General features: G+C 50.7%; 14 protein-coding genes. 12 read left to right on the top strand and 2 right to left on the bottom strand.

Annotation, left to right across the window (positions count from 1 at the left end; translation table 11 throughout):
- Positions 1-40: 40 nt before the first annotated feature.
- From CFERDRAFT_RS01855 to CFERDRAFT_RS01815, 9 genes are all read left to right on the top strand, one after another.
- Positions 41-751, top strand: coding sequence for a class I SAM-dependent methyltransferase (locus CFERDRAFT_RS01855; protein ID WP_006365495.1), 711 nt, complete (start codon positions 41-43; stop codon positions 749-751).
- Complete coding sequence (locus CFERDRAFT_RS01850) at positions 748-1,611, top strand: DUF4905 domain-containing protein (RefSeq protein ID WP_006365494.1); 864 nt, start codon at positions 748-750, stop codon at positions 1,609-1,611. Before CFERDRAFT_RS01855 ends, CFERDRAFT_RS01850 begins: the two co-directional genes overlap by 4 nt.
- Positions 1,608-2,618 carry a tyrosine recombinase XerC gene (locus tag CFERDRAFT_RS01845; RefSeq protein ID WP_006365493.1) on the top strand — a complete coding sequence of 337 codons (1,011 nt, stop codon included), beginning with the start codon at positions 1,608-1,610 and terminating at the stop codon, positions 2,616-2,618. The genes CFERDRAFT_RS01850 and CFERDRAFT_RS01845 overlap by 4 nt, the downstream gene beginning before the upstream one ends.
- 80 nt (positions 2,619-2,698) lie before the next feature.
- Positions 2,699-3,019, top strand: a complete 321-nt coding sequence (locus CFERDRAFT_RS01840; RefSeq protein ID WP_006365492.1) for an HPF/RaiA family ribosome-associated protein — start codon at positions 2,699-2,701, stop codon at positions 3,017-3,019.
- A gap of 77 nt (positions 3,020-3,096) precedes the next feature.
- Entirely contained in the window at positions 3,097-4,092 is a 996-nt protein-coding gene (hprK, locus tag CFERDRAFT_RS01835; protein WP_006365491.1) for an HPr(Ser) kinase/phosphatase, read from the top strand.
- 73 nt (positions 4,093-4,165) lie between these two features.
- Positions 4,166-5,887 (top strand): peptide-binding protein, encoded by a 1,722-nt coding sequence (locus CFERDRAFT_RS01830; RefSeq protein ID WP_156777968.1) that lies wholly within the window; start codon positions 4,166-4,168, stop codon positions 5,885-5,887.
- 6 nt (positions 5,888-5,893) lie between these two features.
- Positions 5,894-6,859 carry an ABC transporter permease gene (locus tag CFERDRAFT_RS01825; RefSeq protein WP_006365489.1) on the top strand — a complete coding sequence of 322 codons (966 nt, stop codon included), beginning with the start codon at positions 5,894-5,896 and terminating at the stop codon, positions 6,857-6,859.
- Positions 6,860-6,894: 35 nt separating this feature from the next.
- Positions 6,895-7,917, top strand: coding sequence for a Holliday junction branch migration DNA helicase RuvB (gene ruvB, locus CFERDRAFT_RS01820; protein WP_040432936.1), 1,023 nt, complete (start codon positions 6,895-6,897; stop codon positions 7,915-7,917).
- A 43-nt stretch (positions 7,918-7,960) separates the two neighbouring features.
- Positions 7,961-9,631 (top strand): tetratricopeptide repeat protein, encoded by a 1,671-nt coding sequence (locus CFERDRAFT_RS01815; RefSeq protein ID WP_198002377.1) that lies wholly within the window; start codon positions 7,961-7,963, stop codon positions 9,629-9,631.
- A 202-nt stretch (positions 9,632-9,833) separates the two neighbouring features.
- On the opposite strand, the gene nifJ is transcribed toward CFERDRAFT_RS01815, so the two are convergent.
- On the bottom strand, positions 9,834-13,397 hold the full coding sequence (nifJ, locus tag CFERDRAFT_RS01810; RefSeq protein ID WP_006365486.1) for a pyruvate:ferredoxin (flavodoxin) oxidoreductase: 3,564 nt from the start codon (positions 13,395-13,397) through the stop codon (positions 9,834-9,836).
- Positions 13,398-13,640: 243 nt separating this feature from the next.
- Here nifJ and rlmB point away from each other — a divergent pair, with 243 nt between their 5' ends.
- The 3 genes from rlmB to gcvPA all read left to right on the top strand — a co-directional run bounded on the left by rlmB (position 13,641) and on the right by gcvPA (position 16,243).
- On the top strand, positions 13,641-14,387 hold the full coding sequence (gene rlmB / locus CFERDRAFT_RS01805; RefSeq protein ID WP_006365485.1) for a 23S rRNA (guanosine(2251)-2'-O)-methyltransferase RlmB: 747 nt from the start codon (positions 13,641-13,643) through the stop codon (positions 14,385-14,387).
- 131 nt (positions 14,388-14,518) lie between these two features.
- A complete protein-coding gene (gene gcvH, locus CFERDRAFT_RS01800) occupies positions 14,519-14,902 on the top strand; it encodes a glycine cleavage system protein GcvH (protein WP_006365484.1) in 384 nt (127 codons plus the stop codon).
- Positions 14,903-14,905: 3 nt separating this feature from the next.
- A complete protein-coding gene (gcvPA, locus tag CFERDRAFT_RS01795; RefSeq protein WP_006365483.1) occupies positions 14,906-16,243 on the top strand; it encodes an aminomethyl-transferring glycine dehydrogenase subunit GcvPA in 1,338 nt (445 codons plus the stop codon).
- Positions 16,244-16,315: 72 nt separating this feature from the next.
- Here gcvPA and dapA read toward each other — a convergent pair whose 3' ends face one another.
- A complete protein-coding gene (dapA, locus tag CFERDRAFT_RS01790) occupies positions 16,316-17,206 on the bottom strand; it encodes a 4-hydroxy-tetrahydrodipicolinate synthase (protein WP_006365482.1) in 891 nt (296 codons plus the stop codon).
- Positions 17,207-17,358: the final 152 nt, after the last annotated feature.

The following is a 17,358-nucleotide window of genomic DNA, read 5'->3' as shown; positions in this document are numbered from 1 at the left end:
CACTTTTCTGAACAGTTGACGTATAAAAAGGCGCGTAAACATGAACTCACCAAATACCGGGGCGGGAGGGGAGATAGAGCAACTCTATGAGGAGCTTGCCGGAGAGTATGATCTTGATGGAAAACCCTATACCTTTGGCGGCCACTCCTTCAGCTTTCTCTCTGTTCTTGACAGTTATGCCCTTCTTGACAGGATATCGCCGGAGGAGTTTGTGAAGGATGAACAGATGCCCTACTGGGCTGAAATCTGGCCTTCCGCCATCACGCTCTCCACATTCATTGCCGATGAGCTTCCGCTTGAGGGGAAGCGTATCGTTGAAATCGGTGCCGGAGTGGGGATGGCTTCAATTGTTGCTGCCTGGAAAGGGGCGAGTGTGCTTGCTACAGACTACTCTCTGGAAGCACTTCGTTTTATCCGCTATAATGCGCTGAAAAACAGGGTGAAGGTAGAGACCGAAAGGCTTGACTGGCGGCTGGTGCAGTGCAGAGAACAGTTTGACCTGCTCTTTGCCGCCGATGTGCTTTACGAGCGGGTGAACCTCCTTCCGATTGTCTATGCGATTGACAAGCTGCTTAAACCGGGTGGAGCGGCTTTTATTTCTGATCCCCGCAGAAGGCTTGCCGAGCAGTTTCTTGAGCTTGCCGGGGAGAATGATTTTTCGGTTACCCCTCTGGTCCGGGAGTATCGGACAGGCACAGAGTCGGTTGCGGTCAATATCTACCGATTGATGAGGAGCGCAGAGAGACCATGACCATCATCCAACAGCAGCTTCCGGTTATCTGGAGCTATCATGCGGGAGCCGGTGCGCTCATATGGCAGTTCATGTTTACCGGCAATGGAGAGCTGATAGGTCAGAAGCGCTATCCGCTGAGCCGCGAGGCCCTCTTTTTCAGCATTGAGACAGAGAGCGGAAAGGTTTTTTTTGATGATTACTTCCTGACGGACACTCGGCATCCAATCGCCGCGGGGGAGGGGTGGTTTACCGGCTTTGAAACAACATCCCGTAATCTGCTCTATTGCCACCTTTATCAACCGCAAAGTCCGGAGCATCTGGGTATATGGGCGCTGGATGCGAGGAGCGGGCGCGTGGTATGGTCACGCAGAGATATTATTTTTGCCGCGAATCTTGAGCATGAGTTTCTGGTCTACCGGCTATCGGTTTTCGCCGGTTTTCCCGAAAGACATTTTATCCTTATTGACCCGGAGAGTGGTGAAGATATCCGCCATCTCGGCAGTGAGAGTATGTCGGTCAGCGAGATAAGGGCCCAGCTTGTTCCTGAAGAGGAGCGCCAGCAGGTTGTTCTGCCTGAGTTTGTCTCTGAAGGCATGGCGCTTGAACACCTTGCGCTGCAGCGTGTTGGTGTTGCCGGCTCGGAACGCTGTGAATGTATTGTGCAGGGCACACTGACTGTTGCCGCGCTGCATGAAGCGGCTGATCACCCCGGTTTATGGAACTCCCGGCTCAAGGTGTGGCAAAACGACCGGCTGGTTTATGCTGACTGGATGGAGAGTGGTGTTGAGAAGCCGGGTTTGAACAATTTCCTGATCCGTGGTGTTCATTTGTATTACATTAAAAATAAAGCGGAACTTCTCTGTGTAGCACTCTCATGAAGGATTCATCCTCATCCTGGTTTACCATTCCGGCGGCTGAAGAGTACAAGCCTCTCGGTGACTTTCTCAGCGCACTCCGGAGCAGAAAAAACCTTTCACCCAATACGCTGAAAGCATACCGGGGTGACCTGATTCAGTATTTTTCCTTTCTTCTGCACCATTTCAGGCTTGATGACCTGAACGGTTTTGCCCTCGAACAGGTTAAGGCTGTAGATGTGAGGCTTTTTATGGGAGCTCTGATAGAGAGAGGAGTCAAGCCGCGTTCAATTGCAAGAAAACTTGCTTCGGTCAAAAGTTTCTATCGCTATCAGCAGGAGACGGGCAAGATAACGGGCTCCCTCTTTTCTTTTATAGCAACACCCCGTTATCCGAAGCGTGTCCCGGCATTTTTAACCGAACAGCAGACAGAGAAGCTTTTTAATGAAGAGCTCTCTTCCGGTAGAGCTCCATTCCGGCAGAGTGAAAAGAGCCCGATCGAGGAGGAGTTTGTTTCGGAGCGTGACCGGAGCATTCTTGAGCTGCTCTACAGTTGTGGCCTCCGGGTCTCGGAACTTACCGGGCTGACAACCGACCGGCTTGATCTTGACGGCGGATATGTGAAACTGACCGGCAAAGGGCGCAAGCAGCGGATTGTTCCCGTCGGCGGGGCTGCGCTTCAGGCACTTAAAAAATATTTTGAAGTCCGGCGAAACTTCTTTAGAATATCTCTGAAGGGGAGAGCTGAATCGATAAACTATGTATTTGTAACAAAAAAGGGTAAACAGCTGTATCCCATGCTTGTTCAGCGATTGACCAGAAAATATCTTGTTTCGGTCACAGAGCAGAAACAGAAAAATCCACATATACTGCGTCACAGTTTTGCCACACACCTGCTGAACAGCGGGGCTGACCTTACCAGCGTCAGTGAAATGCTCGGTCACAGTAATCTTTCGACAACTGAGATATATACCCATGTTACCTTTGATCGCCTGAAGGAGGTATACCGCAAAGCGCATCCCAGGGCATAGATTATTCCAGCTCCGGTTTACTCCAGAAACCAGGGGCGTGTTCCTTCTTTACGTTCACCATATATTTAACGGAGGTTGTTATGACAAAAGTTGTTGCCAATGAACCGCTCAATGTTAAGGTTACCCTGCGCCATTCCAATAATCACACGACTATAGAGGAGTATGCCCGCAATGCCGTGATTCCGCTTTCCCGGATTTTCCCCGGAATAATCAGTTGTCATGTTATTCTGGATCATCAAAAGAATGACTTTGAAAAGAACAAGCTTGCTGAGATAACGGTGAATGTTCCGCAGCATGTGCTTGTTGCCAAGGATGCGGGAGTGGCCTACGAACAGTGTATTGATAACTGTGTTGAAGCAATGAGCCGTCAGCTGCTCAAATACAAGGAAAAACAGTCATAAAAAGCTCTTTTTGACTATTGCGGGGTCTTTTATGGTTTGGCCCCGCAGTTTTTTTTCACACCTCCATTGCCAAACCCATGAATCTTGATCAGAAAGGATTAAAAAAGCGATCGATAACGGTCGCCTATTTTTTTAATACGATCGGCAAGAAGCACGATATCAAGTTGCGGCGTCTGAACAATGTTGATGAAGAGAAGCGCCGGATTTTTGAGCGCGATCTTCACCGTCCCGGACTTGCTCTTGCCGGATTCACCAATCTCTTTACCTACAAGCGGGTACAGATTCTGGGAAATACGGAGACAAGGTTTCTCAATCATCTGGATGAGGATGAGCGCAAACGGGTGTTTGAAAATCTTGTGCGCTTCAAGATGCCCTGCATTATTCTGACCAGCAACAACAAACTGCCTCCGGAGCTGCTCAACATGGCAACCAAAGCGGGCATTCCGGTCTACATTACCCGCCACTCTTCAACGAAAACAGTCTATCTTGTTACCGGCTTTCTTGATGAACAGTTTTCACTCTACCAGCAGTATCACGGTTCGATGGTTGATGTATACGGGGTCGGTGTGCTGTTAACCGGCAAGAGCGGCCTCGGAAAGTCCGAAATAGCCCTTGATCTTGTTGAGCGTGGTCACGGTCTGGTAGCCGACGATGTTGTTGTTATTCATCGAAAGGGTGAATCTATGGTGCTGAGTGCCAAACGAAACAATATTGTTGATCATTTCATGGAAATTCGAGGACTCGGAGTCGTTGATGTCAAGGCGACCTTCGGTATTCGCGCTATTCGTGATGTCAAGGAGGTGCTCGTGGTGGTTGAGCTGCTGGAGTGGAACAAGGAGATGGGCTACGAACGGCTGGGGCTTGATACCAAATTCACTAAAATTCTCGGTGTCGATGTTCCGCTTGTACAATTGCCTATATTTCCGGGTAAAAATATTACGGTTATCATTGAGGTTGTTGCCCTTAATTTCCTGCTGAAGCGATACTCGAATTATGTTGCAGCTGAAGCCCTGACCGAGAGGATAAAACAAGTAATCAATAATGACAGAATACAGGAAAATTTTGAGGAGTGAACTCCGCGGCGGTCGCTCTTTGCCTTTGCCAGGGTTGGTGCTTTGCCTGCTGCTCGCCCTCTCTGTTTTGGCCATGAGTGGCTGCAACCGGAGTAACGGGGGTGCCGAGCATTCAGCAATGGGCCAGGCGGCAATGGATTCTACCCTTGTCATTGCCATGCTTGGCGATGCTGATTATCTGAATCCTGTACTCGGCAGTACGGTCACATCCGGCAATATCATGGGTTTGATCTATCCTTCGCTCCTTCAGACAGAGTTTGATACGACGACCGGGCTGCTCAACTATATGGCGCTTGAAAAAAAGCTGCGCGAGGTTGCATCGAGTCAGGCAAAAAAAACACCCAGGGCCGCAGTTGCCAGGAGCTGGCAGATGTCAGCGGACCATAAATCCATAACCTACACGCTCAGAAATGATGTATTCTGGAATGACGGCAAGCGGATTGTATCGGGCGATTTCAAGTTTTCCTATAAACTCTATGGCAATCCGGTCATTGCCAGTGCCCGTCAGCAGTATCTTGCAGAACTGGTCGGAGCTGACAAAGGCCGTATAGATTTTGACAGGGCAATAGAGACCCCGGATGATACAACTCTGATTTTCAGGTTTTACAAACCGGTTGCGGAGCATCTTGCCCTTTATCATACCTCGCTGACACCTCTGCCCATGCACCTCTGGAAAGATGTCAAACCTGAAGAGTTCCGTCACTCACCGCTCAATCTCGAACCGCTTGGTGCCGGTCCCTACAAGCTGAAGCGATGGCAGCAGCAGCAGCAGATGATTCTGGTTTCAAGCCGGAACTCCAATCTCCCCAAACCGGGAACTATTCCTGCTCTTGCATTCAGAGTGGTGCCGGATTATACGGTGCGGCTGACGCAGCTGCAGACCGGTGCCGTTGATGTTGTTGAAAATATCAAACCCGAGGATTTTACCGCCCTCATGAAGGCAAACAGGCAGATTGATATCAAAACGGTTGGACTCAGAGCCTATGACTATGTCGGATGGTCAAATATTGATCAGGAGGAGTACCGCAGAAGCGGAAAAGTGAAACCTCATCCGCTCTTCGGTTCGCCAAAGGTAAGGCTTGCCCTGACTCTTGCAATCGATCGTGAGTCCATTATTGACGGCTATCTCAAAGCGTATGGTGTGATCTGCAATAACGATATTTCTCCATCCCTGAAATGGGCCTACAATAACCGGATAACACCGCATCCAATGGATCCTGCCAGAGCCTCTGCTCTCCTCAGAGCTGAAGGGTGGCTTCCCGGGCCGGACGGTATACTGCAGAAGCAGGGCCGGAAATTCAGTTTTGTGCTCTATACCAATGCGGGCAATGCACGCAGAAACTATGCCAGTACCATTATTCAGCAGAACCTTCGTGCGATCGGAATTGACTGCAAGCTTGACGTCCAGGAGAGTAATGTCTTTTTCGAGAATCTTCAGGAGAGAAAGCTTGACGCATGGATGGCCGGATGGTCGATAGGTCTGGAGATTGATCCTCTTGATGTATGGGGTTCGGATCTCAAAAAGAGCCGGTTTAATTTTACCGGATATGTCAATTCGCGAATTGATCAGCTCTGTGAACTTGCCAAACAGAAAATGGATCCGACAGGAGCGAAAGCTTACTGGCAGGAGTATCAGGAGATTCTGCACAGGGATCAGCCGATCACCTTCCTCTACTGGATCAAGGAGACCCAGGGGTTCAGCAGGAGGATTGAGGGCGAGGAGCTCAATATTTCGGGGACTTTTTACAATCTTGATGACTGGAGGCTCCGGCCTTCAGCTGCGCTTACCCAATAGGATGTCATGCTGATCTATATTCTTAAACGCATTCTGATAGCCGTTCCGCTCATCTTCGGAGTGCTGACCCTGACCTTTTTCATTATCAGGCTTGCTCCCGGTGATCCGGCGGCCTTCTTTATACAACCGGGTATCAGTCCGAATGTTGCCGAGCAGATCAGGGCGCAGTATGGTCTTAACGATCCCCTCCCGGTGCAGTATGTCAAGTGGCTTGCCAATGTTTTGCAGGGTGATTTCGGCCGCAGTTTCAGCCGTGCCCAGCAGCCTGTTTTCGATGTCATTGCCGAGGCTCTGCCGATTACCGTAACCATCGCGGCTCTTACCCTTGTTGCGAATTTCACCTTTGGCATTCTTATCGGTATTGTTTCCGCGGTTCGCCAGAACAGTTTTATTGATCGCTTTCTCACCGTGAGCGCACTCTTTTTTTATTCAATGCCGGAGTTCTGGTTTGCCCTCATGATGATTATACTCTTTGCTCTGAAGTACCCGCTCTTTCCCGCATCAGGACTGAACGAAATCGGAGCCGAAAGTTTCGGGCCGCTTGGTTTTGTGCTTGACCGTTTCTGGCATCTGGTTCTGCCGGTAACCGTGCTCAGCATTAACGGGGCAGCTGGTATCGCACGCTATGTCAGGGGCAGCATGCTTGAAGTGATCCGTCAGGACTATATCCGAACCGCAAGAGCGAAGGGATTGCCGGAAAATGTGGTTATTTTCAAACATGCACTTCGCAACGCCCTGCTACCGGTCGTTACCCTTATGGGGAGTTCACTCCCCTTTATTTTCAGCGGAGCTCTCTTTATTGAAGTGATTTTTGCATTCCCCGGTATGGGAAGGGTGACGGTAGAGGCGATCTTTGCCAGGGATTATCCGCTGATCATCGCCAATACCTTCATTTCAGGATCCCTGATCGTACTCGGCAATCTTGTTTCTGATGTGCTCTATGCAGTTGTGGATCCACGCATAAAGCTCTGAAGGTGCTCATTGATCAACCTGAAACGCTCTTTGCTGTGAGAATAGAACTGCTCAATACACCACCCGATGCCGTTGAAACAAGGTTTGAGGAGCAGATACGTCCGCTTCGGATGGGTGATTTTGCCGGGCAGCAACGATTGACTGATAACCTGAAGGTATTTATATCCGCGGCCAAAATCCGGGGAGATGCACTCGACCATGTTTTGCTCTCAGGACCTCCGGGACTTGGCAAAACAACACTTGCCTATATTATCGCCTCTGAAATGGGGGGAAGCATCAAGGCAACCTCCGGGCCTCTGCTCGACAAGGCGGGCAATCTTGCCGGTCTGCTGACCGGTCTGCAGAAGGGTGACGTACTCTTTATTGATGAGATCCACCGCATGCCGCCGGCAGTTGAGGAGTATCTCTATTCGGCAATGGAGGATTTCCGTATCGATATCATGCTCGACAGCGGCCCTTCTGCACGGGCCGTACAACTTCGCATTGAACCCTTTACCCTTATCGGAGCCACAACCCGTTCCGGTCTTCTGACCTCTCCGCTCAGGGCACGCTTCGGCATCAACAGCCGATTTGACTACTATTCTCCGGAACTTCTTGAAAAAATCATTGTCAGGGCCTCGGGTATTCTCGGTATCGGTATCGATGGTGAAGCGGCAAAGGAGATTGCCGGACGCTCCCGGGGCACTCCCCGTATAGCCAACAGACTGCTCCGTCGGGCGAGGGATTTTGCCCAGGTTGATTCCGAAGCGCTCATTAACCGCGCCATAGCCATGAAGACGCTCGAATGTCTCGAAATAGACGAGGAGGGACTCGATGATATGGATAAAAAAATCATGGAGACCATTGTCAACAAATTTAACGGCGGTCCCGTCGGTATAGCCTCTCTGGCCGTGTCAGTGGGGGAGGAGCAGAATACCATTGAAGAGGTTTACGAGCCCTACCTGATTCAGGCGGGCTATCTGACAAGAACGCCGAGGGGAAGGGTCGCGACCCTGCAGGCGCATGTGCGATTTTCAACAGGAGTGGAGAGGAGTGAAGGTCCTCTTTTCAATGCGTAGCCTGTGCGGAGCTATACCGGCATGGCGGCATGCGGTGTATTTCATGCTGCTGTTTTCGGCTTTTTTGGCGATCGCCCTTTCAGGCTGTTCTTCAGAGCCGGTTGTTGCGGGAAGGAGCCTCAAGGCTGACTCGCTTTCCGAATCGAAGAGAAGGGAGTTTGTCGGCGCACTGCTGCTGAATATAAAAGGGGAGCACAGGGCGGCTGTTGATCGTTATCGGGCTCTTCTGAAGAGCGATGCTTCAACTCCTGCTATCAATTATGCGCTTTCACGATCATTTTACAGTATTGGTGTTTCCGATTCCGCCCGATTTTACAGCGAAAGGAGTGTAAAGCTCGATCCCTCCAATACCTATTACCTGCGATATCTTGCAGAACTCTCCCATCAGATGACTGATTACACCTATGCGGCCGAGCTCTACCAGCGCCTGGTCACGCTTGAACCCGGTCGTCCGGAGAACCTCTCTCTGCTTGCCGTCGAATATCTTTCCGCCGATCAACCGGAAAAAGCTCTTGCCGTCTTTCAGGAGATTCTTCGTATTGATCCGAAGAATGAAACAACCCAGGCTCAGGTACTGCTGCTTGAAATAAAGCTTCGTCACTATCAGAATGCAATCGGTACCCTTAACGAGCTGGTTGAACAGGGAGATGGTAAAGAGAAGCTGCGTCTGACCCTTGGCGAGCTCTATCTGCAGACCGGTCAATATGAATCGGCATTCAAGTCGTTTCGGGACGTTATCGATGACAATCCGCTCTATGTTCCGGCCTGGCTCGCTCTGTTTGAGGTCTCTGTACAGTCGGGAAACCGGGAGACTTTTTTGAAAGATCTTCACCGGTTTCACCTGCTCGGTCGTATTGGTGTGGATCAGAAGATTGCTGTTGCCCGTCTCTTTCTTATCAGATCATTGAAGGACAGCGCCTACGAGGCGCCTGCCCAGGTTATGATTTCAGAACTGAACAGGCATTATCCCCGCAATGGCGGCGTTTATCTGCTCAGAGGGCAGTCGATGCTTCAGCGGCAGGATGCACAGGGAGCGGAGCGTTATTTTCTCAAGGCACGCTCTTTTGTACCGGGGAATCCGGTCATCGAGGAGGCTCTGGTTTCCGCCTATATTATGCAGAAAGAGTTTCGTAAAGCATCATCGATCATCGTGCGTGCTAAAAAACGATATCCGGTTCTGGCGATGAGATTCCGGGTCATGGAAGGGGATCTTCTGTTTCAGGAGGGCAAGCTGGACCATGCTGTTTCGCTGCTTGAAAACGTGCTGCAGTCGATCAATGTTAAAACAGAGAAGGATCTGTACCTTCAGGCGGCAGGTATTCTTGCCTTATGTTATGACAGGCAGGGTTTATCCGTCAAAAGCATCAGACTTTATGAGGAGGTTTTACTGCTTGATCCCGGAAATGCGCTTGCCATGAACAATATTGCCTACATGCTTGCCGAGCAGGGCAAAGATCTGTCGAGAGCCAAAACGCTTGCCATGAAAGCGGTAGCAGCGGAGCCGCTCAGTGCAAGTTATCTTGATACGCTCGGCTGGATACTCTACAGGATGGGCGAATATGACAAATCGAGGGAGTTACTGGAAAAAGCCGCAGGGCTCAATTCACGTGAAGCTGAAATATTCGACCATCTTGCCCAGGTCTATGACAAACTCGGAAATATGCAGAAGGCTGCTGAAACTCGTGACAAGCTGCGGAAGCTGAAGGGGATGTAGGGAAGAGGAAGAGAGTGGACTAGATCCAAGAGATTTTATATTCTGAATATTGGATTGAGCTCCAGAGGAAAGCGATATTGGTAGAAAGTGATTGATGTTTCTCTTCGTCCTTGATGTCCCTGTAGTCCTTGATGTCCTTTCTCTCAAACAAAAAACGGCGGGTGTTATACCGCCGTTTTTTATTGCTTTCTTTTACTCAGGCCTACTGCTCTTTCAGCTCATCAAAGGTTCTGGCTGCAAGGTATTCGTAATGGGCCCACCGTGCGTCCACCTCTTTTTGGATTGCGGTAAAATAGCCTTCGGCAAGAGCCGGATGGCTCTTCTTGAGCATTCTGAAGCGGTTCTCCATGTTGAGGAACTGGGCAACCGGAATTTTCGGTTTTTTCGAATCAAGAATAAGCGGATTTTTACCCTCTTTCAATCTGTCCGGATTAAAGCGGTAGAGGAGCCAGTGTCCGGAATCCACAGCGGCTTTCTGGTTGTCCAGCGCTCTCCCCATGTCGATACCATGAGCGATACAGTGCGAGTAGGCAATGATGATCGATGGGCCGTCGTAAGCTTCGGCTTCAAGGAAAGCCTTGAGTGTCTGCTCATCACGCGCGCCAAAAGCCACCGAGGCGACATAGGCATTGTTGTAGCTCATGGAGATCATGCCGAGATCCTTTTTCGTCACCGTGCGGCCGGCAGCGGCAAATTTTGCAACCGCGGCTTTCGGGGTTGCCTTCGATGCCTGTCCTCCGGTGTTTGAATAGACCTCGGTATCAAGTACCAGAAGGTTGATGTTCTTGTCGCCTGCCGTGATATGGTCAACTCCGCCGTAACCGATATCATAGGCCCAGCCATCGCCTCCGACGCCCCAGACACTCTTTTTGACCAGCATGTCGGCTATCGAGAGCAGGTTTTTTGCGTCGGGTGAATCCAGTTGACGAAGTTTCTCCTTGAGTATCGCCACCCGTTTTCTCTGCTCGAAGATCTCGGGTTCAGTGAGCTCTTTTGCTTCAAGGATCTCCCGTGTCAGGGTTTCACCGATCTGGGAGCCGATTCTCAGCAGAATCTCGCTTGCGTATTCACGCTGCTTGTCAATTGATATCCTGAAACCGAGTGCAAACTCTGCGGTATCCTCGAAAAGAGAGTTTGACCATGTCGGCCCGAGACCCTGGGCATTGGTGGTGTAGGGTGTTGTCGGAAGATTGCCGCCATAAATCGATGAACATCCGGTGGCATTGCCTATAACAAGGCGGTCTCCGAAGAGCTGTGTCATGAGTTTGATGTAGGGTGTTTCACCGCACCCTGCGCAGGCTCCCGAAAATTCGAAGAGCGGCTCCTGAAGCTGCTGCTCCTTGATCAGCTTGGTATTGATTTTGTTGCGATCAAACTCCGGAATGTTGAGATAGTAGTTCCAGTTGTCAATCTCGGTCTCGCGAAGCGGAAGCTGCGGCTCCATGTTGAGTGCATGGCGTTCCGGATTGCTCTTGTCCCTTCCGGGGCATACATGAGCGCAGACGATACAGCCGGTACAATCCTCAGGCGCTATCTGGATGGTATAGTTCATCCCCTCCCAGCTTGCACCCTTTGCCTGTATGGATTTGAAGGTACGGGGTGCGTTTTCAATGTATTTGGGGTCATAGACCTTGGCGCGGACAGCCGCATGAGGGCAGACCATGGCGCATTTGCCGCACTGGATGCAGAGATGGGGTTCCCATACCGGGATTTCATCCGCAAGATTGCGTTTTTCGAATTTAGCTGTGCCGGTTGGATAGGTGCCGTCATCGGGAAGATCGCTGACAGGAATGTCGTCACCGTCACCGGCAATAACTTTTGCCAGTACATTACAGAAGAATCCGCTTGCCTCTCCGACAATACAGGAGCGCAGATCCTGTTTGCTGTCGGCAACCGTGCCGATCGTTACCTGGTGCAGATTGTCAAGGGTATTATCTACAGCCTGTATGTTCTGCCTGACGACCTCATCACCCTTTTTGCCATAGGTATATTTGATAGCACTCTTGATTTTTTCAATCGCCTCATCACGGGGAAGTACTCCGGAGATGGCAAAAAAGCAGGCCTGCATGATGGTGTTGATACGCTGGCCCATCCCGCTCGCACTGGCGACCTTGTAGGCATCTATGGTGTAGAGTTTTGCCTCTTTGCGGATCAGGTGTTCCTGGACGGTTTTCGGAAGTTTATCCCAGATCTCTTCCGGAGTGAATTGAGAGTTCAGGAGCAGTGTTCCGCCCTTTTTCAGATTTTTAACCAGATCAATCATTTCAAGGAAGATCCAGTGGTGACAGCCGATGAACTGGGCTTCGGTGATCAGGTATTGTGAACGAATCTCATGAGGACCGAACCGCAAGTGTGAAGTGGTGATTGAGCCCGATTTTTTGGAGTCATAGACAAAATAGCCCTGGGCGAAGTTCGGAGTGTTTTCACCGATGATCTTGATGCTGTTTTTGTTGGCACCAACCGTGCCGTCGGAACCAAGGCCGTAAAAGAGGGCGCGGAACATTTCGTCCGGCTCAATCGAGAAGGTCCGGTCATAGTCAAGACTCAGGTGGGTGACATCATCATTGATGCCGATCGTGAAATGGTTTTTCGGTGCGGCTGTTGCCATATTGTCGTAAATGGCTTTAACCATCGCCGGCGTGAACTCCTTGGAGGAAAGACCGTATCTTCCGCCGGTAATGCTTGGCAGCCCTTTCAGGAGTCCTTTCTGCACACCTTCAAAGAGAGCATTGACGATATCAAGGTAGAGCGGTTCTCCGGCGCTTCCTGGCTCCTTCATCCGGTCAAGAATGGAGATCGATTTGATTGTGGAGGGCAGTGCCTTGACAAGACGCTCAACATCGAATGGACGGAAGAGGCGGGCATTGATAACGCCGACTTTTTCACCGCTGTTGTTGAGATATTCAACGGTTTCACGGACGGTTTCAACGCCGGAGCCCATCATGACGATAACCCTCTCTGCATCAGGAGCACCGTAGTACTGGTAGAGTTTATAGTGCCGTCCGGTAAGCTCACCGAATTGTGCCATCACCTTTTCTGTTATATCAGCACAGGCATTGTAGTAGCTGTTGACGGTCTCGCGAGCCTGGAAATAGACATCCGGGTTCTGTGATGTTCCCCGGATAATCGGGGCATCAGGGCTCATGCGCCGGTTGCGGTGCGCAATGACAAGATCATCGTTGATCATTGCTTTTATGGTTGTATCGGGAATGACCTCGATTTTTGCTATTTCATGCGATGTCCTGAATCCATCAAAGAAGTGAAGGAATGGAATTCTTGATTCAAGGGTTGCCGCTGCCGAGATAAGCGCCATATCCATGGCTTCCTGAACAGAACTGGATGCAAGCATTGCAAAGCCTGTTCCCCGAACCGACATGACGTCACCATGGTCGCCGAAGATTGAGAGCGCCTGACCGGCAAGGGCACGAGCCGATACGTGAATTACGCAGGGGGTGAGCTCACCGGCAATTTTATACATATTCGGAATCATCAGGAGAAGACCCTGTGACGCCGTAAAGGTGGTTGTCAGAGAACCGGTCTGCAGTGCGCCGTGAACCGCCGCAGCTGCACCCGCCTCGCTCTGCAGTTCATCAATTTTGGGGACGGTGCCCCAGATATTCTTTCTGCCCTCGGCAGACCATGCATCGGAATACTCGCCCATCGGGGAGGCCGGAGTAATCGGGTATATACAGATAACTTCACTTGTACGATAAGAGATATGAGCAACAGCTTCATTTCCCTCCATGGTTTTAAATATCCGGCTCATACTGGCAGTCCATGAATTTGTATTGATGAAAGGTATGTACAGGGGGGCACGATCCAGGAACCCCGAAGGAGCTGAAAACGTTTTGATCGTATTAAATTCGAGACGATTGGAAAGATATTAAAAAAATCGATTTTTGATAAATTTAATTACATTCTGCTTTGCCACCCGCAACAGGCTGCCGGTCTCTCTTTACCGGGATCCTGAGCTTATCTTATTAATCGGCAAGAGATGGTATGAACGTCTATGGATGTTGAACATTCAGAAAATATAGTTTACGGCCGCAACGCTGTACTTGAGCTGCTCCAGCAGAAGCCCGAGAGCATCGAGAAAATCTATTTCCAGTTCAATACTGCGCACCCCAAGCTGAAGGAGATCATCATTGGCGCAAGGCGGCAGAAGATTGTTACCGGCAAGGCCAGACTCGAAAAACTCTCCCTGATTGCAGGAACAACGAAGCATCAGGGTGTGTGCGCGCTCATCAGCACGGTTACCTACTACTCGCTGGACGAGGTTCTGGCCTCTCCCCGCAACAGCTCTCCGCTTCTGGTCGTTCTGCAGGGGCTGGATGATCCTCATAATATCGGAGCCATTATAAGGACAGCTGAAGCCGTGGCGGCTGACGCTGTTGTGCTTGTGGAAGGAAAGGGTTCTCCGGTCAACGCCGTGGTTCACAAGGCATCCGCCGGAGCGCTCTCCCATATGCGGATCTGCAAGGTGAAGAGCCTTGTTCGCGCTCTTGAGTATCTGCACGAAAAGGATATTCAGGTGATTGCGGCCGATATGGATGCGGAACTCAACTATAACGATGCCGATATGAAGCGAGCGACAGCCATAGTGCTTGGCATGGAGGGGAGCGGGATTGCCCCGGAAGCGCTCAAATTCTGTGATCATGTTGTCCGTATTCCGATGGCCGGTTGCGTTGAGTCGCTGAATGTCAGTGTGACGGCAGGGGTACTGCTTTACGAGTCGATGCGCCAGAGATTGTTGTAGCATCTTTTTTTTGATTGATTTAACCGGGATTCTTTTTCCCTGTTGTTTCAGCACTTTCAAAAAAATATTACCTTGCTCTTCATAAAAAGTTTCTGCTCCGGAAAACTCCAACAACACTCATACGCGCTATCATGACTATTCCTGAAGATCTTCTTTATACCAAAGACCATGAATGGATCAAACTGCTTGCAGACGGCAGCACCGCCCTGGTCGGCATTACTGATTTTGCCCAGCACGAACTTGGTGATATTGTTTTTGTGGAACTGAAGTCTGCCGGAACGGTACTCAAGCAGCATGAGGTGTTCGGTACGGTTGAGGCGGTAAAGACGGTTGCTGATCTTTTTGCTCCGGTTGCCGGCGAGATTCTTGAACTGAACCCGTCGCTCGACAGTGCTGAAGTTGTCAATCAGGATGCTTATGGCGAAGGGTGGCTGATCAAGCTGAAAGTTGCAGGCCCCTCAGCTCTTGAGGGACTTCTTGACGCTGCGGCATACCGTCAGTTGACAGGAGAGTAACGTATGCCCTTCATTATCAATACTCCGGAAGAGAGGGAGGAGATGCTCCGGGCGATAGGCGCAGGCTCCTTTGAGGATCTTATCAAGGATATTCCTGAAGAGATCCGGCTTAAAAAAACCCTCGATCTTTTTGCGGCTTCAGATGAACCGCAGGTGCGGAAACTGCTCGAAACCCTTGCTTCTGCGAACCGGAGCACTTCCGACTATGTGAGTTTTCTTGGCGGAGGAGCATACGATCACTTTATTCCCGCCGCGATCAAGACTATTGTTTCACGCAGCGAATTCTATACAGCCTATACCCCCTACCAGGCGGAGGTTTCCCAGGGTACCCTGCAGGCGATCTACGAATACCAGAGCCTGATTTGCCGTCTCTATGAGATGGATGTAGCCAATGCCTCCATGTATGACGGAGCTACAGCACTTGCCGAAGCGGTGCTGATGGCCATGAACGTCACCGGCCGCTCACAGGTTGTGGTTGCCGGCAAGCTGCACCCCTACAACAGCGCTGTTCTGAAAACCTATCTTGAAGCCTCGGGTCATAATGCGGTCATCCAGAATGAACTTGCAGATGGTGCCGGATCGCTCGCTTCACTTGCTGAACTGGTCAATGAGAGTGTCGCGGCCGTTGTTGTTCAGCAGCCGAATTTTTACGGCTGCCTTGAAGATGTTGAAGCGATACGCGATATTGCCCATGCAAAAGGGGCTCTCTTTATTGTTTCAGCCGATCCGCTCTCGCTCGGCGTGCTTGCAGCACCCGGAAGTTACGGCGCGGATATCGCAGTCGGAGAGGGCCAGCCGCTCGGTAACCCGCAGAATTTCGGCGGACCCTATCTTGGTATCTTTACGGTCAGGCAGGAGCTTGTCCGCAAGATTCCCGGCCGACTGGTCGGTATGACCAAAGACCGCGATGGCGAGGATGGCTTTATTCTTACCCTGCAGACCCGCGAGCAGCATATCCGCCGGGAAAAAGCAACCTCCAATATCTGCAGCAACCAGGCGCTCAATGCATTGCAGGCCGCCGTTTACCTTTCGCTTCTCGGCAAAGAGGGTATCCGGCAGGTTGCCGCACAATCCACCCGGAACGCGCACTATCTGGCAGCGAAAATTGACGCACTGCCGGGGTTTTCACTGAAGTATCAGACTCCGTTTTTCAAGGAGTTTGTTGTTGAAACTCCGCTTCCAGCAGCAGAAATTATCAACGCCATGCTTGAAAAGAGGGTGTTTGCCGGTTACGACCTTGCTGCTCACCACGAGACCGGTCTCTTGATTGCGGTCACCGAAAAACGGACTCAGGAGGAGCTGGACAGCTTTGCGGAGAACCTTGAGGCTTTTATTGCGTAAACTGGAAGAAGGGAGTTATAAATCAAAAGGGCTGCATGATCATCATGCAGCCCTTTTGATTTGAATAGAGAGCTAAATGAGGCCGAGAGAGGCGAGTTCGGCATCCATGATCACCTTGTTCTCTGCGCTCATGGGTACAAGCGGCAGCCGGTAGATCTCCTCAATCATTCCCATTCGTGCGAGAGCATATTTTACCGGTACCGGGTTGCTCTCAACAAAGTTCAGTTTAAACAGCTTTCTGTAGGTACTGTTCAGCGTTCGGGCCTCATCAAGATTCCCCTTCTTGACCGCATTGACCAGGCTTTTGACCTGTGACGGCACCTGGTTTGCTGCTACGGAAATCACTCCGTCCCCTCCCATGGCAATAAAGGGGAGTATCATGGAGTCCTCTCCTGTGAGAACCGACAGGTGTTCCGGTCGCTCCTCTATAAGCTCCATGATCTGTCCGATATTTTCCGATGCCTCCTTGACAGCGGTGATGTTTCCGAACTCGCGCGCAAGCCTGAGTATGGTTGACGCAGCAACATTGCATCCGGTTCTTCCGGGAACATTGTAGATAATGACCGGCACAGAGACAGCTTGCGCTATATGGCGGTAGTGCTGGTAGATACCCTCCTGCGAAGGTTTGTTATAGTAGGGCGCAACGGAAAGAATTGCTTCAGCACCGGCCTTTTCGGCGTGTTGTGCAAGTTCGACCGCGTGCTCGGTCGAGTTGGTGCCTGCACCGGCCGCCACAATGATCTTTCCCTCAGCCTCTTCCTTTACCGTGCGGATGATGGCAAACTGCTCTGCTCCGGAGAGTGTCGGTGACTCACCGGTTGTTCCGCAGGGTATGATAATATCGGTTCCCGCCGCGATATGAAACTGCACAAGCCGCCGTAACGCATCGGTATCGACGGATCTGTCGTGCCGGAAAGGAGTGACCAGTGCAACGGCAGATCCTGAAAGGTATCGTGTGGACATACTATTTGAAATCCTCTTGTTATTACTAATGGTTTTATTCTGCTAAAACTATAAGCTAAAATAGTAGAGCTGAAAAGAACTGCCTGAAAACACCCTCTGTTTTAACAGATTTTCCGGGAACTTCAGCTTTCAGCTTTTCCTGGTTTCACTCT

The sequence above is a fragment of the Chlorobium ferrooxidans DSM 13031 genome (assembly GCF_000168715.1).
GTDB lineage: Bacteria > Bacteroidota > Chlorobiia > Chlorobiales > Chlorobiaceae > Chlorobium > Chlorobium ferrooxidans.
Note: the sequence above shows the minus strand (reverse complement) of the source record. Positions and strands in the feature narration are given on the sequence as shown.